The sequence below is a fragment of the Kitasatospora sp. CB02891 genome (assembly GCF_002803145.1).
GTDB classification, from domain to species: domain Bacteria; phylum Actinomycetota; class Actinomycetes; order Streptomycetales; family Streptomycetaceae; genus Kitasatospora; species Kitasatospora griseola.
Genome location: NZ_NNBO01000009.1, coordinates 1 through 22,088, shown reverse-complemented (window position 1 = coordinate 22,088; position 22,088 = coordinate 1). Strand labels below are relative to the sequence as shown.

Here is a 22,088-nt window from a genome sequence, read left to right as displayed (position 1 = left end):
ACATACAACTCCGGCGTAAATGTATCGACACGCCGCGCAATCTAGACGGCCAGCACAAGGATTGCATGATGGCCTAGCAGGTTCAGCCACTGCAGCATAGAACGTCAAGTAAGCTCCGCCCAATGGAGTTTCGGCGGGGCTTACTTGACGTTTGACAACAAGCGTCGACAGAGCTGAGGATCACTCAGATCATGTTCATGAACGGACGGTCGGCTGCCGAAAGTTCGACGAAGGACAGTGCAGGCGCATGACACGGGACGGGATTCGGCACCGCTCGCCGCGCAGGATCCGGTCAGCGACCGGTTCGGCAACCATGAGCACCATCAACCCGGTGCAGAGGCCCAGGGTCGGCATACCCGAACGAACTTCTTATCGCTCCACTGGCCGTTCAGGAGCAGGTGGCCGGCGTCCAACAGTTCGGCGAGCAGCCACGCGCGGTTGCGTTCCTCATCGCTGAACAGACGCATCGCCGCCGAGTAGACGGCGTCGCCGACCCGGTCGGCCTTGGTCCGCAGGTCCGCCCCGTCGCCGTTCTCACCGACCTGAAGCCTTCCACAGGATTCGCGTGACGTCCGCCAGCAGCAGAGCGTCGCCGTTCCAGTCGGGGTCCGTCGCTCGCCGCGCCTTCTCCGCCTCGAACTCTGCGATCCTGCTGACGAGTTGGCTTTCAGGCATGGCTCCGGCCCACCCTTGTGCCAGTAGTGTGCCACGCCGAGGCTCCACCTGCAGGCGCACCGGAATGAACGCCGCAGTCCGGAGGCGCTGCCAGGGCGGTCAGCGGGAGGCGGTCACCAGGCCCGCCTCGTAGGCGAGGATCACCAGGTGGACGCGGTCGCGGGCGTCGAGTTTGGAGAGGAGGCGGGTGACGTAGGTCTTGACGGTGGTGATGCTGAGGTGGAGGTGGTCGGCGATCTCGGTGTTGGAGAGGCCGCTGGCGATCAGGGTGAGAACTTCCTGTTCGCGTTCGGTGATGGCGGCCAGGGTGCGGGGCGGGGCCGAACTGCCGGGCGTGGGGCGGGAGGTGAGGTCGGCGATCAGGCGGCGGGTGACGCGGGGGGCGAGCAGGGCGTCGCCGGTGGCGACCACGCGGATGGCGGCGAGGATCTCCTCGAGGCCCATGTCCTTGACGAGGAAGCCGGACGCGCCGGCGCGCAGCGCGCCGTAGACGTACTCCTCGTCGTCGAAGGTGGTGAGGACGAGGACGTGGGCCGAACAAGGGCCCGAGGTGATCCGGCGGGTGGCCTCGATGCCGTCCATGCCGGGCATGCGGATGTCCATGACGACGACGGAGGGCGTCAACTCCGCAGCCAGGCGGACTGCTTCGTCACCGGTGCCGGCCTCGCCGACGATCTCCAGGTCGGGGGCGTCCTTCACCACCATGGAGAGGGCGGCGCGGACGAGGGGCTGGTCGTCGACGAGGAGGATGCGGACGGTCATCGGGCACCTGCCGGGACGGGGAGGGTCGCGGCAACGCGGAAGCCGCCGGTGGGACGGGGGCCGGCGGTGAAGGAGCCGTGCAGGAGGGCGACGCGTTCTTTCATGCCGAGGAGGCCGAAGCCCGCTCCGCCAGGCTGGGTGGCGCGCAGGCCGCCGCCGTCGAGGACTTCGATGGACACGGAGTCCTCCTCGCGGGAGATGGTCACTTGGCAGGAGCGGGCGCCGGCGTGGCGGACCACGTTGGCGACCGACTCCTGGACGACCCGGTACGCGGCGAGGTCCAACTCCGGTGGCAGGCCCCGCCGTTCACCGCGCCAACACAGGTCGACGGCGACGCCCGCGGCGGTGGTGGAGGCGGCGAGGCGGTCGAGGTCGGCGAGGCCGGGGGTGGGGGTGAGCGGCGGCTGCCCCGAGGGGTCGTCCTCGGCGGCGCGCAGGGCGACCAGCATGCGGCGCAGGCCGGAGAGGGTCTCCCGGCTGGCGGTCTCGACCTGGCCGAGGGCGTCGCGGGCGGCCTCCGGCTGGGTGGTGAGGACCAGCCGGGCCGCGCCGGCCTGGAGGGCGACGATGCCGATGCTGTGGGCGACCATGTCGTGCAACTCGCGGGCGATCCGCAGGCGTTCACCGGCGACGGCGCGCGCGGCGGCGTTCTCGCTCAGTTCGGCCGCGTGCCGGCGGGACTCCCCCGCGGAGTTGCCGAGCAGCACGGCGACGGCGGCGGTCAGCAGGACCGCGAGCGCGGTGGAGGTGCCGATGACGAAGCCCACCAGCACCCGTCCGATCGGGTAGCCGAGCAGGACCAGGGCGGCCAGGCCGGAGGCGAGCACCACCTTGCGGCGGGGCAGGGTCGCCGCGATGTACCAGAGCGCCACGTCCGGCCCCAGCACCAGCGGGACGTCGATCGCGGTGGAGTGCATCGCCCACGCGCCGAACACCGTGCCCGCCAGCAGCAGCCCGAGGGCGGTCAGCGGCCCGCGGCGCAGCAGCGCGCAGCCGGCGAGGGTGGCCGCTGCGCCGAGGGCGAGCCAGATCTGGTTGCCGTCGGCCAGCAGCAGGCCGCGGTAGAAGTTGTCCGGGGACTCGCCCGGCAGCCGGACCAGCACCACGAAGGAGTACACGAGGCCCGCCGCCCAGGCGATCGCCGCCCAGCCGCCGGGCGTCACACGTCTGAGCAGGGAGGGCGAGTTCACGGGCATGGGGTGATCGTAGTCAGCCACGCCCGAACGAGGCGTCGGACCAGGGACGTACAACCCGGGAAGACACCGGCCGCGGGCAGTGTCGGCGGCAGGCCGACGCGGGACGACGGGCCGTCACGGAACGCTGGTTGTCGTGATCGAAGTCAACGAACTCACCAAGCGCTACGGCCGCACCGTCGCCGTCGACGGCCTGACCTTCACCGTCCGACCCGGCTGCGTCACCGGGTTCCTCGGCCCGAACGGGGCCGGCAAGAGCACCACGCTCCGCATGATCATCGGGCTGAACGAGCCGACCGGCGGCAGCGTCACCGTCCAGGGCCGCCGCTTCCGTGACCATCCGCGCGGCCTGCGGCACGTCGGCGCGCTGCTGGACGCCTCCGACGTGCACGGCGGCCGCAGTGCCGTCGCCCATCTCGGGGTGCTGGCCAGGACCAATGCGATTCCGCTGCGGCGGGTGGACGAGGTGCTGGAGGAGGTCGGGCTGGCGGGGGCGGCCCGGCGGCGGATCGGCGGTTACTCGCTGGGCATGAAGCAGCGGCTGGGGATCGCCGCCGCGCTGCTCGGCGACCCGCCGGTGCTGCTGTTCGACGAGCCGTTGAACGGGCTCGACCCGGAGGGGGTGCGCTGGGTGCGCGGCCTGTTCCGACGGTTGGCGGCCGAGGGGCGGACGGTGTTCGTCTCCAGCCACCTGATGAGCGAAATGGAGCACACCGCCGACCACTTGGTGGTGGTCGGCCGCGGCCGGCTGATCGCCGACGAGCCGCTGGCCTCGTTCGCCGCCCGCGGCCGGGGCAGCAGCGTCACCGTCCGCACGCCGGACGCGGACGCGCTGGCCACCGTGCTGACCGCCGCCGGGGCGCAGGTGCGGCCGGACGGCGAGGAGCGGCTGGTGGTGACCGGTCTGGACGCCGACGCGATCGGCGAGCTGGCGCACCGGCACGGTCATCGGCTGCGCGAACTGGCTACCAGCGCCGCCTCGTTGGAGACGGCGTTCATGGAACTCACCGCCGACAGCGTCGAATACCTCGCAGGAGAATCCCGATGACCGCGCTCATCTCCCTCGCCCCGCCCGCGCCGCTCACGGTCGACGAGCCGCGCGCCCGGTTCCGTGACCTGCTGCTGGGCGAGTGGTTCAAGCTCGTCTCGCTGCGGTCGATCCGCTGGGGGCTGATCCTGGGCATGCTCGGGCTGGTCTTCCTCAACGCCAACGCGGCGATCGCCGACGTGAACGACTGGGACCACTTCCTGCCCGCACAGCGGGAGTTCTTCGTGCCCGCCGGGTCGCTGGCGGCCTCGTTCACCAACAACGCCTGTATCGCCACCCTGTTGATCACGGGCAGCCTGGGCGCGGTGTCACTGGTCAGCGAGTACTCGACGGGCCAGATCCGGACCACCTTCGCAGCGGTGCCGGCCCGGCGGGCGCTGCTCTCCGCGAAGATCATCGTGCTCGCGGCGGTGATGACCGTCTTCGGCCTGGTGGCGACCGGGACGTCCTTCTTCGTCTCGCAGGCGATCCTCTCCGGCAAGCACGCCGGCATCTCGATCACCGAACCGGGCATCTGGCGCGCCCTGCTGGCCTCAGCCCTGCTGCCGCCGGTCTGCGCGCTGACCGGCCTCGGCCTCGCGGCGCTGATCCGGCACAGTGCGGCGACCATCGTCGGCACCACCGCCGTGCTGCTGCTGATCCCCAACTTCCTGAGCGAGAACCACCATTGGTCGGCCTGCCTGTACCACGCGACGCCGTTCCGCGCGTGGCAGGTCCTGCACGACCTGGTCGGCGCCCCGGTCAACCCGCACATCCCGTTCCCGGCCGAACCGGCCGGCGAGTGGGTGGTCTACCTCGCCTGGGCGCTGGGCGGCATCGTGGTCACCCTGTTCTTCGGCACCCGCCGCGACGTCTGAGCCGCGCGGCCCGAGCATCAGTCGCGCGCCGCGGCGTGTTCCCGAACGAGGGCGTCCAGGGTGCGCAGGTGCGGCACGTCGCGGGTGGCGACGGGCCGCACCGGGCCGTCGGTCAGCTCCAGCAGGACCCGACGGGCGGTGATGCGCAGCGCGCGGACCCGTGCCCACGGGTGAGGGGCGCCGTCGAGCGCCAGGCCCTCGGGGGTGACGGCGAACGGGCCGAACTCCAGCCGCTCCCCCGCCGCGAGAAGGGCGCGGGCCGCCGGTGCCCGGCGGGCGGCGAGCAGCGCGGCGAAGCGTGCCGCCCGTGCTCGGCCGCTCAGCGTCAGTACGGGCGCACCGCCCGGTCCGCGCAGTTCCAGGACGGGGATCTCCGTGACGGTCGAACTGCTGCCGCGCGAGCGGCCGTTGCGGACGGTGACGGTGTGTTCGTAGGGGGTGATGCCGTCCAGACCGTGAGCGGTGGGCGGCTCGCCGGTGCGGGCGATCACCAGGCCGTCCGCGTACCAGAACACCACCGGCATGCGGTGGGCCGTGCGCCGGTCCCGGCGCACCGCGAGCGCGGTGAGGACGACGCAGCCGAGCGCCACGGCGGCGCCGGCCGACCGGGCTGCCGGCCCGAAACGCTCCGTGCAGGCCAGGACGGTGCTCAGTACCGCGACCGGCAGCAGGAACAGGCCGATCGGCGAGAGCACCGACCGCAGCGGCATCCGGTGCACCGCGAGCAGCTCGCCGTAGCCCGCGCGATCGGCCAACTCCTTTACCGCTTCTGTGGGTTCCATTCCCGGAGAGGTACCCGTCGACGGCCCACCGGTACACGTCCTGCCGGGCGCCACGGGGCCGGGCCGGTCAGGCGCTGTGCGGCACTCCGGCCACCAGGACGCTCTGGCCGCGGAACTCGGCGACCACCGTGCCGGCCGTGGTGCGGACGGTGACGTCGTAGACGCCCTGCCGCCCGGACCGGATTCGCTCGGTCGCCTCGGCGACCAGTTCGTCGCCGATCTGCGCGGGGGCGAGGAAGGTGACCTGCGCGCCCTGGGCGAGGGCGACGGGGCCGTAGCTGTTGCAGGCGTAGGAGAACGCGGCGTCGGCGAGCAGGAACACGTACCCGCCGTGGCCGATGCCGTGGGCGTTGGCCATCTCCTCGGTGACCTTCATCCGGGCCACCGCGCGTCCGCCGGTCACCTCGTCGAGGGTGATGCCCGCGCCCTGACAGGCCCGGTCCCGTTCGAACAGTGCGTCGATCCTTGCAGTCCCCATCACGGCTCCCCCCAGTGAGCTGCCCGTTCTCGGGCGTCAGCATTAGACCGACCGAACTGATCGGCTGTCAATGCCCCTTGCCGCGACCGCCGGGGCCCGGGTACGGGCCCCGGCCGTCGCGCTGTGCCCGGTGGATCAGGCCTCCCAGCCCTCCTGCGCCCCGGCCGTCAGGTCGTCTCGGGTGACCGGTCCCTCGGCCGACTTCCGCTCGACGTAGCCGATCACCTTGCGCACCTCGGCCGCGGCCGGCGGCGCGCCGTCCGGTGTGCCGAGCAGCTCGCCCAGCAGGGCGGAGGTGCCCTCCGAGGTACCGCCGCCCAGTTCGACCAGGCGGTGGGCGGCCCGGACGTGGGCGGCGCCCGCGTCGGTGCTCGCGGTGAACTCCCGGTCGTAGACGGCCCGTCCGAGCCGCACGGTGCCGAGCAGCTGCTCGTGCTCGGCGGGGGTGCGGACGGCGGACGGGTCGGCGTCCGGCGCCAGCAGCCGCTGGACCTCGTCCAGCCGCCACGCCCCGTCGGTGACCCGGAGCTCACCGGCCCGCTGCTGCTCGGTGAAGGCGAGGTACTGGTCGCCCGACACCTCCCGGCCGGTGGTCTCGGACAGCGGGATGTCGACGGCGAACGGCACCACTCCCCGTTCCCTGACCGGGTTTCGGCTCCCGTCGAAGAGCGTCACCTCGACCTCGGCATGGCCGGCGTAACGCGCCATCGGGACCGCGAACTTGCCGTTGGAGATCACCTGGCCGGAGTCGCTGTGGCCGCCGCCGTCGCGCCACAGGTGCTGCGCGCCGCCGACGATCGCCGGGCTGTTGGTGACGTCACCGGTGATCTTGGCGCCGAGCTGGGCCTGGACGCCCGCGTTCTTCGCCGTCAGGTCGTTGCGGGTGGTGCCGGAGGTGACGCCGTTGGCCGGGCTGAGCTCGACCTTGTCGTCGACCGCCCGGTGTTCGAGCGAGACGACCTTCACGCCGACCTCGACGCCCTTTCCGCCGCCGAGCGTCACCCGGTTGGACGGGAGGGTCGCCGCGACGCCCATGCCCTGGGTGGCGGTGCCGAACAGCGCCGACAGGTGGCTGTGCGAGGTGACGGTCCCGACCACGGGTTCCATCTCCTTCCAGGCCGACTTGCCGAAGTACTCCGGGCCGCGCAGCCGCACCAGGTCCTGGACACCGCCGACGTCGCCGAGCCAGCGCAGCACGTCGGTGTCGCGCAGGCCGGTCTCCCAGACCCGCTCCGGCGGGACCTGGACGGTGACGGGCTCGGGCGGCCGGACCGTGCCGGTCGCCGCGGCGGCCCCGGTCGCGGGAACCGCCACGGTCTCGCCGGTCTCGACCAGGGCCTCGAACCCGATCGCCGCGGTGCGCCGCTGGTGCACCTGCCGGCCGAGGTGGGGCCGCCGGTCGATGGTGAACACCAGCTCCGCCTCACCGGCGTAGGCGCTGCCGGGCAGCTTGGCCTTGGTGGCGGACCCGGCCGAGGTGGCCCGGGTCTGCACGTCCGCCCGGTCGTGGCCCCGGCCGGCGGTGCCGGTCAGACCGGCCGTCACCGAGACGGCGGGCGCGCCGGGCACGGGGACGGCGGTCGTCACGCCGAGCGTGCCCTGGTGGCCGGTGCCGGTGGCGTCGGTGTGCGCGAAGCTGCGCTGCACGTCGGTGCCGGCGTTGAACTCGGTGGTGCCCGCGTCGCCGAGGTGCACCATCCGGTCGCGGAGCTGGGCGCCGACCCGGACGGTGGTCCGGCCGTGCCGCACCACGATCTCGTCGCCGGCCGTCATGGCCTTCAGCCGGGACTGCAGCCGGTCGGGGGTGAGTTCCGCGTCCAGCTTGCCGCGGATGCCCGCCCAGTCACGGCCGAACGGATTGCGCGTCAACTCCGGCTGCCCGGCCTGCTTCCGCTGCAGGGCGCGCAGCCCGCCGGGCTTCCAGCCCGACTCCACCTGGGCCAGCACCGACTCGCCGAGCGTCCGCCGAGGAGCCCCGCCGGTCGCCCCGGGCAGCGCGTGGATGTCGGTGACGATCGCCGAGGAGTCCAGGCGCCGTCCCTCCGCGAAGCCCTTCGGCAGCTTCTCCGTGGCCCGCTCGACCGGCCCGGACGCCGGGACGGCGTCACGCGTCGGGACGGCCACCCGGGCCACCGTCTCCACGTCCGCGCTGTGCACGCCGTCGGGCACGCCCAGCCGCTTGAACGCGACCTCGACGTGGTAGGGCGCCGCGACGTCGAAGAACACGGCCGGCTCGACGTGCTTGCCCCGGTTGGAGGCCGAGCCGACGGTCTCCGTCGCCCGGCCGTAGCCGCGGTCCACCCGGTACGCGTAGCCGCCGCTGACGTCCACGACCTCGGTCTTCACCTTGACCTGGCCGCCGCCGTTCAACCGGTCCCGGCTGTCTCGCAGGTTGCCGTTGCCGCTGGACGTGCGGGTGCCGGACTCGAACTCGTACTTGTCCGCGGCGGAGTGGTACGTGGACTCCCCCAGCTTCGCCGTGACGGTCACCTCGGCCGACCAGGTCTTGCCGGAGACGGTCTCGGTGATCTTCCCGCCGCGGGTGAGCTGCGAGAGCTGGGCCTTGAGCGCGACCCGGTCGAAGCCGGCGCCGATCCGCTGCTTCACCTCCTCCGACGGCTCGCCGTGCTTGGTCCGCACCGCGTTCTCCACCTCCGCGCGCACCTTGTCGGCGCCGCTCAGCGTGTGCACCACGTAGGAGGCGTTCAGCTCGTGACGGTCCGCCATCCGGCTCGGCGCCCGGTGCGGGGCCGGCTCGGTGCGGGCACTGGTCGGAGCGACGGGCACGGCGCCCTCGGGCCGCTTGAACCCGATCACGCCGTCCTCGGTGCGCGGCGCCTGCACCTTGACGGTCTCCCGGGCGTCCAGGCCCACCTCGACGCGGACCGGCACCGAGACGTCCGGACGTCCGCCGCCCGCCTCGCCGGGCCGGCCGACGTGCACGTCCACCATCAGCTCGGCCCCGTAAATCACCTGCGGGGCACTGTACTTGCCGCTGGCGTACACCCGGTCGGCCTGCCGGCCCTGCCCGCCGGCCCGCTGACGGTGCTGGCCGGAGCCGGTGACGCCGATCTCGGCGCCGGGCGTGCCCTTGGTGGCCTTGGCGACGGTGCCGCCGAGCTGGCCCTGCTCGATGACGGTCCGCGCGTCCAGGCTGCGGTTCACGCTGAACGCGCCGGTCTCGTTGACGGCGTTGAGTTCGGCCTTGCCGTCCTCCCGGCGGTAGGTCATCGCCTCGACCCGGGCGACGGCCGTGACGACCTGTCCGTCCTTGCCGGGGATCCTCACCTCCAGCGGCTCGCCGCGGGTCATCCCGGTCAGCCGGGCGGCCAGGTTCGGCTGGCTGAAGCCCCGCATCACCTGGTCGCGGACGGCGTTCCAGTCGTCGCCGAACCGCTCCCGGCCCTTGACGTCCAGCGCCGCCCGCAGGTCCGAGGTGCTCTCCAGGTCGCGGACGACCACGGTCTCGCCCAGTCCGCCGCGGTCGTCGCCACCGCGCCAGACGCTGTCCGGCGGGCTGACCACCTCGTGCAGCTGCGGCTCACCGTCCGGGTGGGACACCGGAGTTGACGCCTCTGCGGCGTTCCGCGACGGGGCGGTGTCCGCACGGTCGACCAGCAGCCGGACGTCCGCCGTCGTCGCGTCGTGCGCCGGGCCGGTGCCGTCCGTCGTGGCCGCGTCGTGGGCGACGGGCTTGCCGTTGAACGACAGCTCGAAGTGGACGGTGCCGTCGTACAGCACGCCGGGCACCTTGGACTTGCTGGTCAGCTGGGAGGTCCGGGCGTCGCCGGTGATCTCCACGTGGTCCCGACCGAGTCGCCCGGCGCCGCCGCCGCCGATCAGCCCGGTGCCCGGCTTCACCCCGGCCGAGAACCCGAGCTGGCCCGCGTGGCCGCCGCTCGACGACGTGCTGCGCACCTGCTGCACGGTGGTGCCGATGTTGAACTCGGTCTCCTTGGTGGTGCCGACCTGCCTCAACTCCCCCACCCGCGCGGTGATGTCGACGGTGCCGACGGGCTTGCCGCGCCGGTCGGTGAGCGTGACGGAGACCGGCTCACCGGCCGTCATGCTCTTCAGGTCCCGCTGGAGCCGGGCGAAGTCGACCTCGGCGAGCACCTTCTCGCGCAGCGCGGGCCAGTGACCGCCGAACTCCTGCCTGGCCGCCGCCTCCGCGTGGTCGAGCAGCCCCTCCACCGGCGGACGGTTCCGGTCCGTGCCGCGCGGCGCGAGGTCGAGCACGATCTCCTGGCCGCCGACCCGCCCGTCCCGCAGCCGCTGCGGAGGCACCCGCAGCTCGCCGCCCGATGTGACGTCGGGCCGCTCCGGGACGGCGACGGTCAGGTCGAGATCCACCCGGTCGGTGCGGTCGGCCGAACCGGTGTGCACCGGTTCGCCGTTGTGGCGCAGGTCGCCGAAGTCGAGCGTCAGCTCCATTGTCGACTTGTACACCTCGGCGGGCCCGCTGGTCTTCGACCGGGCCACCATGCCGCCCAGATCCAGGTTGACCTCGGCCTGGCCGCGGTCGTGGTAGTACGCGACGAGTTCCGCCGGATCTCCGATGCCACGCGCCTGCCGGGCCTGGACACCGACGTTGAACTGCCACTGCGCATCACGGTTGGTCCCGGTCGCCACCGCCCGGTCGGCGCCGTTCTCGAACTCGATCTTCTCGGTGCGCAGGTGCGTCGACCCGGTGACCTGGCCGCGCAGCTTGACGCTCCCACTCCAGCCGCCGCCCTCGAACGGCGCCGTCCACACCTCGCCCCGCGACAGCGCACCGAGCATCGGGCGCAGCGTCGCCGGACCGAAGTGCGCGTCCGCGAACGCCTGCGCCGCCGCCCGGTCCCCGGGCACCGCCCGCTCGATGACGTCGATGACCTTCTCCCGCACCGCCTTCTCGTTCCCGGTCAGCCCGACCACCAGGTCGGTGCCGGCGATCGGCTTCGGCGCGACGGCCTCCTGCGGCGTCGGCGTCGGCGCGGGTTCGGGCGTCGACACAGACTCGGACGTCGGTGCCGGGGTCGGCGTGGGCGTCTCGTCCACGGGCGGCGTGACCGGCGTGCGGTCGGCAGCCGGGACGTGCTCGGTCACTGACGTACTGTCGGCCTCCTGCGGCATCGGCGCGGGTTCGGGCGTCGACACAGACTCGGATGTCGGTGCCGGAGTCAGCGTGGGCGTCTCATCGACGGGCGGCGTGACCGGCGTGCGGTCGGCAGCCGGGACGTGCTCGGTCACTGACGTGCTGTCGGCCTCCTGCGGCATCGGCGCAGACTCGGACGTCGGCGCCGGGGCCGGCGTGGGCGTCTCGTCCACGGGCGGCGTGACCGGCGTGCGGTCGGCAGGCGGGACCTGCTCGGTCACTGACGTACTGTCGGTCTCCGCCACGTGCTCGCTCACGGATACGCGGTCGGTCTCCGGCGAATGCTCGGTCGGCGGGACGTTGCCGGTCGAAGCCTGGTCGGTCGGCGGAACGTGCTCGGTCACCGGGACGTCGCCGGTCGGCGGAACGTGCTCCGTCGCCGGGACGTTGCCGGTCGAAGCCTGGTCGGTCGGCGGAACGTGCTCGGTCACCGGGGTGCGCGGCAGTGACGGTGCGCTGCCGTCGTAGTGGTCGCCGGCGCGGTACACCGTCACCGGGCGTCCGTCCGCGGGGCCGAAGACGGCGTGGGTGTTGCCGTCGTGGTCGACCACCCGGAGCCGGAGGCCCAGCGCGTGGGCGGTGGCCGGCGGGAGCATCTCGCCGCCGGTCGACCGCCACTGGGTGTCCCAGCTCTGGACGGTGCGGAGCAGGGCAGCCTGCTCCTGCTGCGACGGCGGCGGTGCGTTGTCGGTGAGGTGCTGGCCGACGATCTCCTTCAACTCGTCGACGGGCATGCCCCGGAACGCCTCGTGGATGTCGGCGGGGAGGTAGGCCAGCAGGTCGCCCGCGGGCAGGTCCGGACGACCGAGCAGGTTGCCGCGGTAGTTGGACACCACCTCGGTCGGCCAGTCCTCCGGGCGCAGCGCCCGGAAGTGGTCCGCGACCGCGGCCTGCAGCTGGTGCGGTCCCGCGAGATCCGGCGAACCCACCGCGACCGAGCGGAGCAGGCAGTAGCCGTCCCCGGCCACCGGCACCCGCTCCCCCGGCGGCGGGAACTCCGCCTCCGGCCCACGCACCGGCCCCGCCGCGCGCACGGGCTCGGGCGTGCGCGCGCCCTCCTCGGGGGAGGTCGAACGCACTGGGCTCTCCTGGCCCGTCCCGATACGGGGTTCGGTGACAGCCTCCGACCTGACCGGGGCCGGGGCCGGGGCCGGGGCCGGGGCCGGGGTGCGCGGGCCCAACTCGGCCGGGGCCGAGGCCGATCGGGGCCGGTTCGGCCCGCCGACCACCTGACTGTTGCCGCCGCCGGGAATGCTCGGCGGCGGGGTGTTGGTCGTGGTCGGCCCCGGCGTGTCCGATCCGTCGCCACTGGACGAGGTCCGGTCGGTCGGCTGCGGAGCGGTCGGCTGCGGTGCGGCAGCCTTCGGCGTCTGCTCGGGGTCGGCGTGGTCGAGGGTGGCGTGCTCGGCACCGAAGCCGTCGTCGATGTCCATCGGCTCGGACGTGTCGTGCGACGGCTCGCCGCGGGTGAACGTGCTGTAGCGCTCCATGAATTGCGGGTCGTGCGGCCCGGAGATGTTGGTCTCGTGCCGGTCGGCGACGGAGGCCCACACCGTCCACGAGGGGTCGAAGCTGTAGGGCATCTCGCCGGGCCGCGCGGGCACCACCCGACGGTCCGTCAGGTCGGCCCACCGCAGCACGCCGTCCCGGTCGTGGACCAGCGCGACGGCGTGTCCGGCACCGGTCGGTCCGGCGCCGAGCACGGTGGCGAAGCTGCCCTTGCCGCCGGCCTGCACCTTCGCCATCAACTCGCCCACCGCGCCCGGTCCTTCACCGAACAGCGCAGGCCCGTCGTGCCGCTTCCACAGCACGTTGCCGGGGATCGGCTCGACCGTCCCGTGCAGGGTCTGCCCCGAGACCCGGGGCCGCCCGAAGTGGGTGTCCCGGTACGCCTCGACGTTCTCCAGGCAGGCCTTCATGTCGTTGCCGGGCCGGAAGCCCTCGGCGGGCCGCACGGGCGACTGGTGCGGATTGACGTGCCCCAGCAGGGTGTTGCTCATCTGCGGGTGCAACTTGGTTCCCTCGCCGAGGTAGTTGACCAGCCGCTGCGTCAACTCGTGCTGTGGGCCCACCGCCTGGTAGCCGCGGCCCTGCATCACGGCGTCGGAGTTCTCGTACGCGGGGGTGCGCTGCCGCTTGGTCGGCGGCCCGTCCGGCTCGGACTCCCGACGCAGCGTCACCTCCTCGTCGTCCCGGCCGCGCTTGCGGTCGTTGCGGGGCTGCTCAAGCGGCGTCTCGACGTCCATCGGATCGACGTCCCGATCGACACGGTGCTCGACCGGCGGCGTCTCGATGTCAATCAGGTCGACGTCCATCGGATCGACGTCCCGGTCGGCGACGTGCTCAACGTCCGGTCCGCGTCGGCTGGTTGACGACGACGTGTCGGCCGGCGGCTCGGCGCCCCGCTCGGCGGCGTACTTCGCCTGCAGGGCGTCGATCTCCGCCCGCAGCGCCTCGCGGTCCACCGGCTTCGTGGGCCGCTCGTCACGGAAGCGGTGACCGGACTCGTCGATCAGGTCGATCGCCTTGTCCGGCAGGAGGCGGTCCGAGATGTACCGGCCTGCCAACTGCTCGGCGGCCGGCGGGCGCGGAGTGGCGCCGTGCTGCCCGGTGGCCGGCGCGCCGAGGCGTTCGCCGGTCGGCGGGGGCGGCGGCGGGGCGGCCGGGCTGCCGAACCCGCGGGTGCCGGTGGCCGCGCCGTGCCCGCCGGCCGCGGGCGGCGGCGGGGGCGGCGGAGGCGGGGTGGGGCCGGTCAGGTCGAGGTCGTTCAGGCGGCGGCGCACGGCGTCCGGCCCGGGTTCGCTCTCGCTGTCGGACTCGCTGTCGTCGCGGCGGCGCTTGCGCTCGGGCCGCGCGGTGTCGGCCGTCCCGTCGTGCATCTGCACGTCCCCGTCCGGGGTGTGGCTGCCGGACTGGCTCGCGTCGGCCATCACCACGTCGTGGTCGGACGCCGGCTGCGGGACGTGGTCGGGTCGGTACAGGCCCTCCACGCCGAGCCGGTTCAGCTGGTCGTCCGTCAGCTTGGCGGTGTCGGCGCGGTTGGCGAAGTCGCCGGACGAGGAGACCGGCAGCTTGCCGGCGTGCGGGGACGGGATGCCGAGATCGTCGACGATCATCTGCGCGCTGTCACTGAGCTTCCCGGCCGTCCGCAGCTGCTCCAGGTCGTTCTGGGTCTTGGGAGCCATGATGTCGCGCAGCTCGGGCGGCACCAGGCCGTTCGCCTCCAGACCGCGGACGGCCTGCAACAGGTCGGCGGTGTGCGGCGCGTACAGCACCTCCGGCGGCAACTGCTCGTGGGCGACGGCGGTCAGCAGGTCGGGCTCGCGGATGACGTGCGGGTCCAGGAAGTTCTGGACCCACTTGTTCACCGTCTCGTCGCCGAAGCGCAGGTTGGAGCCGCTGTTGGACAGGCTGGCGGACATCTCCTCGATCAGCGCCGGCACGTCCTCGACGTGCGCCGTCAGCGCCCGGTCGAACGTGCCGGCGGGGTGGTTCTCCCCCGCGCCGGCGCGCGCGGAGACGCCGCCGTACTGCCGGGCGACCAGTTCCCGGTCGGCCGTGGCCCAGGCCACCCGGGCCGCCGCGCCCTCGCCGAGCTGCGCGTTGTCCCGCATCTCCTTCGCGTGCACCTGGTCCACCCGGTCGCGCACCGTCTCGGTGGTGGCGATGTTCCGCTCCGTGGCGGCCAGGTCGGCCTCCGCCTTCTTCAGCTCCTTTCGTGCGCTCTCGACCTTCGCCGCGGCCTTCCCCGCCGCCGTCTCGTGCTTCTTCGCCTCCTGCTGCTTCTGCGTGTCGCTGGGGTCGGCCGCGGCGGCCCGCGCGGACTTGTCGGCCGTGTCCCTGGCCTTGGTGTGGGCCTTCTCGGCGGTCTCGAAGGCCTTCTCGGCCTTGGCCGCCTTGGCCTGACGGGCCGGAAGGTCCTTCCCCGCCGCCGTCACGTCCTTCTGCCCCTGGTCCGTCCCGGGCGTCGAATCCTTGCCCGGGACGGCAAGGTCGGACAGGCGCTCGGCGACCTCGTGCTTCCGCACCTCGGCCCGGTCGGCCGCGAGCTGCTCGGCGACCTCGCGGTAGCGGTTGGGAGCGATCGCGTCCGGGGTGGCCCGCAGGTCACCCGCCAGGGCGCGCAGCGCGTCCGGGCTCTTCCCCGCCCGCTCGACGTGACCGGCGAGATCCGCCAGGTCTCCGGCCAGCCGCTCCCGTTGGGCGGGCGTCGACAGCCCGCCCGGCCGGTCGGCGGCGGCGTGCAGCACGGCCGCCGCGTCGTCCAGCTTCTGCGGCCCCGTGATGCCGTTGACCAGCGCCAGGTCGTCAACCGCCTGCTGCTTGACCTTCTCGTGGACCGCGCCCATCGCGTCGTGCACCGCCCCGAGTTGCTCGGGCGTCGGGCTGTCCGGGTGCACGCCCGCCACCGCGTCGTTCAGCCTGCCGAGCTCCCGGCCGGCCGGCCCGTTCAGGCCGGACCTGCCGAGTTCACGCTCCAGGTTCTTCGCCGCCGCGTCGGCACTGCGGTGGTCGGTGATGCCCGCTGTCGCAAACACACCCGGCAGCCGCTCGTTGCCGTACGTCGCCCGCAGATCGACGGTGCCCGGCGTGGCGGTCAGGTCGCGGCGCGTCAACTCCGCTTCGCCCGGGCCGCCTTGACGGATCCGGGCCTCGGCCTTGCGCCCGTACGAGTCGAGGATGCGGTGCCGGTCCGGCGCCATCGCGGAGACGAAGTCGCCGAACGCGTCCGATGCCGCACGGTGGCTGCTCTCGTCCAGCGCGCGCGCCTTGAACACCGCCGCCGTCACGTACTTGTGCACCATGTAGTCGGCGATCACGTGGTTGCGGTTGACCTTCGCCGCCGTCAGGTCGGTGTCGCCTTCCTTCGGCTGCTTCTTCTTGGTCGAGTTCGGGTCGGGCTTGCCGTCGGCCACCCGTGCCGAGACCTTCTCGGCGTGCGGCTGATCCCGCATCACCCCGTGGTCGGAGTAGCCGAACGCCTTGCGGTAGGTCTCGTCGAACCTCTTCCACGCGACCTGGTCGCCCGGCGCCGGCACCCCGCCCTCGTGGGTACTGCTCACCGTCGGCGGGGCCTTCTTCTGCACCTCCGCCAGCGCGTGCGCCAGGTCCTTCTCCCGCTGTTCGCGGTCGGTCTTCAACTCCGCCTGGCGGGTCTCCAGGTCCTTGATCCGGTCCAGGTGCACCTTCTCGCCGTCGCTGCCCGCGGGCGGCTTGCGCGGCACGGCCTGCGCGAGCAGCGCGTCGTTGCGCTGTTCCTCGGCCTTGATCCGCTCGATGCTGCCCGGCAGGACCCGGGTCTCGGCCTCGTGCCGCGCCCTGGCCAGCACGGCCAGCTCATTGCCGCCGACCGTGTCCTTGAGCCGCTCGTGCTCGAAGATCGCCATCCGGTCGCGCTGCTCCTGCAGGTGCGCCTTCGCGCCCTCCAGGCTCTTCTTCCGGTCGTGGAGCTCGGGCGCGTGGTTGCCGTTGTCCAACTCGCGCTGAACGTTCCGGAGTTGCTCGTCGATCCGGGTGGCCGACCGCTCCAGCCGGTCGTTGTTGCGCGACAGCACGTCCACGTGCTGGCGCTTCTCGTTCCGGTACTGGCCGAACATCACGGCGGTGTCGGGGTCCAGCAACGGCTCCCGCGCGTACATCTCCAAGTCCCTGCGGACCTGCTGGAACTCGGGCGAGTCGCTGAGGAACCTGTCGAGGGTCTCGAAGGTCTTCTTGCTGTCGATCTTGTGGTCGTAGCCGGCGTCCGGCGCGGCCTGCTGCGCCTGCTGCCTGCGCCCACCCTGACCACCGGGGCGCGGCGGCGGGGGCGGCAGCTGCTCACCGGCCGGGGCCTTCCGCTCTGCCGCCGACGGTTGGTGCTCCGTCGGCGCGGGCTGATGCCCGGTCGCCGGAGGCTGGTGCTCGCCGGTCGGGGTGGCGGTTCCGTCCACGTGCTCCATGAACTCGCGGAAGCCCTCGTAGGTGGCGTTCTGCGCGGTGGTCTCGTTCACCGGGTTCGCGGTGCCGTCGTGGAGCGCGGACGGGTTCTCGCCGTAGAGCTTCTTCAGCAGCGGGTACAGGTCGGGCTCGTGCTGCTTCACCCACTCCGGGCCGTTGTTGCGCCGGTCACCGGTGTACGGGTCGTGGCCCTCGTTCGTTCCCAGGTAGGCGTTGGTGGCCTGGGCGAAGTACTCGTGCTCGTCCCGCGAGGAGTAGTTGCCGGACGTCTTGCCGTCGGGCCACTGCACGGGGTCCTTGCCGTTCTTCGGGTCCGCAGCCTCCTCGGCGGCCTTCGTCTTCCGGTCGAAGGCGTCCGTGATCGCCTGCTTGTCGTTGGGGCTCAGCCCGTACTCGTGCACGGTGTGGCTGAACTCGTGCGTGGTGGTGGAGTATCCGTGCTCGTAGTGACCGCCCTCGCCGATCGAGGTGTGCTCGCCGAGCAGGTTCTCCTCGGTGACGGCGGAGTGCTTGCCGCCCGAGCCGCGCATGTCGTCGTAGCCGCGACCGCCGCCCGCCTCGGTGTCGTTGCTGGCCCCGCGCAGCTCGTGCAGCCCCGGGACGTCGGGCATCCGGACGTCCTTCGGGACGATCACCACGTCCGCACCGTTCTTCATCAACTGCGCGGCAGTGTCCGGGTCCTGGAGCATCCGGGCGACCTGCTCCTGCGCCTCCTTCCGGGCGGACGCGGCCTGCTCGGCCCGCGGGTCCACGTGCACGATCAGCTCGGAGGCCACCTTGGCGAAGTCCTTCGCCGGCAGCGCGGACTTCAGCGAGTCGACGAACTCCGGGTCGCGGGCCAGCCAGCGCCGGTGCTCCGGCTTCAGGTTGGCCAGCTCCTGAGCGCGCTGCTCCCGCGTCATGCCCGGCATGTCCTGCCGCAGCCGATCGGCATCGGCCGGCCGGACCCGGGACACGTTCCGCTGCGTGCCGCCGAGTTGGTCGACGGCGTCCCGCACGTTCGTCGCCCGGCCCAGCCGGTCGAGCTCCGCCTGCCGCTCCTGCCGCTGACGGTCCAACAGCTGGTCGTGCGCCTGCTCCGCGGCCGGACGACCTGTCTCGGGAGTACGGCCCGCGCCGGGGCGGATCGTGCCACCGGCCGCTGCGGCCGGGTTCGGGGTGGCGGCGGCCGGCTTGGCCCCGCCCTGCTGCGGAACGGTCGCGGACGGCGCGGCGTGGGCCGCGGCCCCGGACCCGCCGTGCCCGCCGGCACCGCCGACCGGGCCGGGCGTGAACCCGCCCGCCATCGGCGCACCTGCCACCGGACTCTGCGTGGTGCTCGCGGCCGGCGAGGTCTCGCCCGGGCCGTCCGGAACGATCTGCCCGGGCACCTGCTCCGGCCCCGCCGGACGGGCCGTGGCCGGCCCGGCGGACAGTCGGGTCCCGCCGTCCAGGTGGGTGCCGCCGCCGGCCCCGGCGCCACTGAGCACGCCCGACAGGTTGGGCATCGCGGACGCGCCGCTCGGCCGCGGCTCCCGCGGATCGTTCTGCGGCGTCGGCTCGTAGGCCGCCGAAGTGTCGTGCGCGGCAGCCGCGTTGACGCTCTCCTGGCGCGGGATCGACTGCTGCACCGGGGCCGGTTCCGTGGTGCGCGAGGGCGCAACGCTCTCCTGCCGCGGCACCGACTCGTGCGCCGGCGGCGCGGTGTGCGTGGGCACCGACTCGTGGGCGGGCGCGGCACTCTCCTGCCGGGGCATCGTCTCGTGCACCTGCGCGACCGGCACCGACTCCTGCACCGGGGCGACGCTCTCCTGCCGCGGCACCGACTCGTGCACGGGCGCAGCGGCGTACGTCCGCGGGGTCTCCTGCGACTGCGGCGTCGGCACCGACTCGTGCGCCTGCGGCGCGGTGTGCGTCGGGACGGACTCGTGCGACGGAACGGACTCGTGCGTCGGCGCGACGCCCTCCTGCCGCGGCACCGAGTCGTGGGTCTGCGGCGCAGTGTGCGTCGGCACCGAGTCGTGGACCTGCGCGACGGGCTGCGGCTCGGAACGCGGCGTCACCGACTCGTGGGCGGGCGCGACACTCTCCTGACGCGGCGTCGACTCGTGCACGGGCGAAACCGGCTGCGACTCGACCCGCGGCGCGACGTTCTCGTGCACGGGAGCCACGGACTCCTGACGCGGCGCAGTGTGCGTCGGCACCGACTCGTGGACCTGCGCGGCAGGCTGCTGCGACTCGGTACGCGGCGCGACGTTCTCATGTGCAGGAGCCACCGACTCCTGACGCGGCACCGACCGCGGCGTCGACTCGTGCGCGGGCGCAGCAGGCTGCTGCGACTCGGCCCGGGGCGCCATCGCCTCCTGGACGTGCGTACGCGCCTGCTCACGCGGAGCCGCAGCCGGAGCCGGAGCCGGGGCGGAGTCGTGGCCCGGCGTCGGCGCGACGTTGCGCTCGGCCGACGAGGAACCGGCGGACGGGGCGTCGCCGCCGCGTCCCGCACCGAACGGGGTCAGCCCGTTCACCTTCGACGCGCCCGCACCCGCACCCGCGCCCGCGCCGGAACTCGTCTCGTGCGACGCAGCCGCAGCCGCGCCCGCACCCGAACTCCCGCTGGACGAACCCGAGTCCGCCGTGTGCGAGGCCCCGGACACGCCGGACGCGCCGGAGCCGCCGGACGGCCCGTGGTAGGCCGAGGCGCCCGTGGAGGTGTCGGACTTGTTGAAGCTGGGCGTGCCACCGTGCTCGCCCGCACCGGAACCGGCTCCCGCCCCGGGCAACTTCGGCGCTTCCGCAGCCTTTGGCGTGGCGAGGTGCCCCTTGACCTTGGACGCGCCGGCGTGCAGGCCCGCGCCCGCGCCGCCGGAGAGGCCGGAGCCGAGCAGGGAGTTGCCGTCGACCTTGCCGGTGGTGATCAGCTGGGTGGAGACGTCCGCGCCGACGCCGACCGCCGCGCCGGTGGCCATCTTGCCGCCGGTGGTCTTGAGTGCGGCCTCGACGCCGAGCTTCTCGCCGGCCTTGCCGATGCCCTTGCCGATCAGGTGGCCGGATGCGCCGCCGACGGCACCGCCGGCCGCGCTCATCCCCACTTCCTTCATGTCGATGCTCTTGCGGTGGCCCTCGGCGAGCTCGATGCCCTGGGCCAGCAGGTTGATCGCGGCCATCTGGACGGCCTGCTTGACCGCCATCTCGATCATTTCCTTCAGCAGCAGCTTCAGGGTGGCCGCGACCGTGGCCTTGCTCGCCGCGATGAACACGGGCACTTCCAGCATCGAGGCGCCCGCGGTGAACGGCGCCTCGGCCTCGGCGGTCGCGATCTCGAAGGCCAGGATGCCGAGTTGGGCGATGATCTGGATCTTCGCCGTCTCCGCGGAGTTGGCGACCTGCTCCAGCATGTCGCCCATGCCGTTCAGCGCGTTGATCGCGCCGGGCAGGTAGCCGGGGTCCTGCTCGGTGCTCTTGCCGACCGAGTACTTCTCCCAGTACTTGCCCAACGCCTCGGCGGCGACGCCCTGTTGGCCCTCCAGGGCGCGCTTCACCGTGGCGTCGGCGCTCTGCGCGGCGTCCTTCAGGCTGTCCGCGGCCTTGCGGCAGTGGTCGGCCATGTCGCGGAGCTGGTCCTCATCGGCTTCCGGCCAACGGCAGCCCGCGAGCAGCAGGAGCACCCACTGGAGGGGCTCCGGGAGTTCGACAGCCATGGGTCAGTGCCTTCCGCTCTGGGAGATCCGCGGGGTGATCCGCATCGGGACCGGGTTGGACAGCTGCGGCGAGGCCGGCATCGGCGCGGTGCCGGGGTCCACGCCGTTCAGCTCGGTGATGACGCCCTCGTCGGCGCCCTGGTAGCCGTCGGCCATCGACTTCAGGCCGTCGGCGATGGCCTTGAGGGCGGCGGGCAGGCCCTTGATGACGTCCAGGGTGTCCTTGCTGTACTTCAGGTAGCCCTTGTCGCCCTCGGCGAACTGCTTGCCCGACTCGTCGTTGCCCCACGGGTTCTGGGACTCCAGCGCGGGCAGGTACGAGCTCAGCGCGCTGTACAGCGAGCCGACCTGTTCGGAGACGGCGAGCATCGGCGACACCGCCGCCTGGTACTGCGCGGGGTCGACCTGGAAACCCTGGCCCGCGTTCCCGGACGCGTCCCGATTGGTGGCAGCGGGCCGGGCACTGATCCGGTTGCCCGCCACGGCCTCCGTCCGGTGCGCGGCCGTCGGCGCGGTCGCCTGCTCGGCGGGCGCGGCGACCGACTGCCGGTGCAACGGCTCCGCAGCGGACGCCGGTTCGCCCCGACGGAGCCCCCGGTCCACGATCCGCGGGGCCTGCCCTCCGTCGAAGGGCTCCACGGGCGTGACCGCCGCATCCCGCTGGAACGCCTCCGGCGCGATCCGCGCCGACTCCGCCCGGTCGAACGGCTGCACCGGCGTTGCCGGTTCGGCTCGGTCGAACGGCCGGAGCGGGGTGGCCGCCTCGGCCTCCTGGAACGGCTCGGGGACGACCGTGCCCACCCGGAACCGGACGGGCGCCTCGGCTTCTGCTGCGGTGTACCAGGCCTGCTCGTCGTTGCTCATGGTGCTCCTTCGTCAGTTCGGTTCGACGGCGGGCGCGGTCAGTCCGCGGCGGGAGCGCCGGGCGCGGTGGCCAGGCGGGACAGCGCGGCACGCAGGAACGGGCTGGGCACCTGGAAGCCGCCCTCCTCGCGCAGCGGGGCACGCTGCGGCTTCTCCTCCGCCGAACCGGACGCAGCACCGGACGCAGCACCGGACGCAGCGCCAGGGGCGGACGCGGCAACCGGCGCCTCCGCAGTGCCGGCAGCGGCCGATGCGTCCCCGTGCCCACGCCGGGCGGCCGCGCTGCGCGAGCGCTCCAGGTAGGCGTCGTCCCCGCCGGCCGCTGACGTCCCCGCCGAAGCAGCGGACGTTTCCTGACGCATCGTCAGGTCGGCTGCCGGGCTGCCGCCCGTGGCGGTCGCATCCGCCGCCGCAGCACCGGAAGCACCGGCATCACCGCCACCCGTCCCGAGCAGGATCCCGGCCAGCTGGCTGAGTGCTTCCTGCTCGCTGGCCGGGCCGGCGGGCGCGACCTGGGCGACGGCGGGCTCGGGCGAGGCGAAGGTGCCGTCGGAGCGGGCGTCGTCCAGCCAGCGGCGGCGGGCGCGCTGCCAGTGGCGGTCGCGCGGGTCGACGTCGCCGGCCCGGCCGAGGATGCCGCTGTCGTGCATCAACTCCTCGTCCTCCTCGCCCTCGGCG

9 protein-coding genes and 1 pseudogene are annotated in these 22,088 nt (G+C 73.3%); 2 read left to right on the top strand and 8 right to left on the bottom strand.

Annotated features, from left to right (window positions below; all coding sequences use genetic code 11):
• Positions 1–323 precede the first annotated feature (323 nt).
• The 3 genes from CG736_RS36360 to CG736_RS20520 all read right to left on the bottom strand — a co-directional run bounded on the left by CG736_RS36360 (position 324) and on the right by CG736_RS20520 (position 2,633).
• Positions 324–710: a hypothetical protein gene (locus CG736_RS36360; RefSeq protein WP_157815663.1), complete on the bottom strand. Its 387-nt coding sequence runs from the start codon at positions 708–710 to the stop codon at positions 324–326.
• 64 nt (positions 711–774) lie between these two features.
• Positions 775–1,437: a response regulator transcription factor gene (locus CG736_RS20525; RefSeq protein WP_100587661.1), complete on the bottom strand. Its 663-nt coding sequence runs from the start codon at positions 1,435–1,437 to the stop codon at positions 775–777.
• On the bottom strand, positions 1,434–2,633 hold the full coding sequence (locus tag CG736_RS20520) for a sensor histidine kinase (RefSeq protein WP_100587660.1): 1,200 nt from the start codon (positions 2,631–2,633) through the stop codon (positions 1,434–1,436). Before CG736_RS20520 ends, CG736_RS20525 begins: the two co-directional genes overlap by 4 nt.
• A gap of 133 nt (positions 2,634–2,766) precedes the next feature.
• Between CG736_RS20520 and CG736_RS20515 the strand changes: the two genes are divergently transcribed.
• Both CG736_RS20515 and CG736_RS20510 read left to right on the top strand, forming a co-directional pair.
• Positions 2,767–3,678 (top strand): ABC transporter ATP-binding protein, encoded by a 912-nt coding sequence (locus CG736_RS20515; RefSeq protein ID WP_198520562.1) that lies wholly within the window; start codon positions 2,767–2,769, stop codon positions 3,676–3,678.
• Positions 3,675–4,535, top strand: a complete 861-nt coding sequence (locus CG736_RS20510; protein WP_100587659.1) for an ABC transporter permease — start codon at positions 3,675–3,677, stop codon at positions 4,533–4,535. Before CG736_RS20515 ends, CG736_RS20510 begins: the two co-directional genes overlap by 4 nt.
• A 17-nt stretch (positions 4,536–4,552) precedes the next feature.
• On the opposite strand, the gene CG736_RS20505 is transcribed toward CG736_RS20510, so the two are convergent.
• The 5 genes and pseudogenes from CG736_RS20505 to CG736_RS36355 form a co-directional block, all read right to left on the bottom strand.
• Complete coding sequence (locus CG736_RS20505; RefSeq protein WP_100587658.1) at positions 4,553–5,290, bottom strand: hypothetical protein; 738 nt, start codon at positions 5,288–5,290, stop codon at positions 4,553–4,555.
• A gap of 94 nt (positions 5,291–5,384) precedes the next feature.
• On the bottom strand, positions 5,385–5,795 hold the full coding sequence (gene paaI, locus CG736_RS20500) for a hydroxyphenylacetyl-CoA thioesterase PaaI (protein ID WP_100587657.1): 411 nt from the start codon (positions 5,793–5,795) through the stop codon (positions 5,385–5,387).
• Positions 5,796–5,930: 135 nt separating this feature from the next.
• On the bottom strand, positions 5,931–20,546 hold the full coding sequence (locus CG736_RS20495; protein WP_100587656.1) for a toxin glutamine deamidase domain-containing protein: 14,616 nt from the start codon (positions 20,544–20,546) through the stop codon (positions 5,931–5,933).
• Positions 20,547–20,549: 3 nt separating this feature from the next.
• Entirely contained in the window at positions 20,550–21,410 is an 861-nt protein-coding gene (locus tag CG736_RS20490) for a hypothetical protein (RefSeq protein WP_100587655.1), read from the bottom strand.
• Between the two features lie 38 nt (positions 21,411–21,448).
• Positions 21,449–22,088 (bottom strand): annotated as a pseudogene (locus tag CG736_RS36355) (hypothetical protein); the annotation flags it as partial.

What these genes read in the sequence shown, in the direction of transcription:
- CG736_RS20525 (WP_100587661.1), bottom strand. Translation starts at nt 1,437, where the DNA reads ATGACCGTCCGCATCCTCCTCGTCGACGACCAGCCCCTCGTCCGCGCC.
- CG736_RS20520 (WP_100587660.1), bottom strand. Translation starts at nt 2,633, where the DNA reads ATGCCCGTGAACTCGCCCTCCCTGCTCAGACGTGTGACGCCCGGCGGC.
- CG736_RS20510 (WP_100587659.1), top strand. Translation starts at nt 3,675, where the DNA reads ATGACCGCGCTCATCTCCCTCGCCCCGCCCGCGCCGCTCACGGTCGAC.
- paaI (WP_100587657.1), bottom strand. Translation starts at nt 5,795, where the DNA reads ATGGGGACTGCAAGGATCGACGCACTGTTCGAACGGGACCGGGCCTGT.
- CG736_RS20495 (WP_100587656.1), bottom strand. Translation starts at nt 20,546, where the DNA reads ATGGCTGTCGAACTCCCGGAGCCCCTCCAGTGGGTGCTCCTGCTGCTC.
- CG736_RS20490 (WP_100587655.1), bottom strand. Translation starts at nt 21,410, where the DNA reads ATGAGCAACGACGAGCAGGCCTGGTACACCGCAGCAGAAGCCGAGGCG.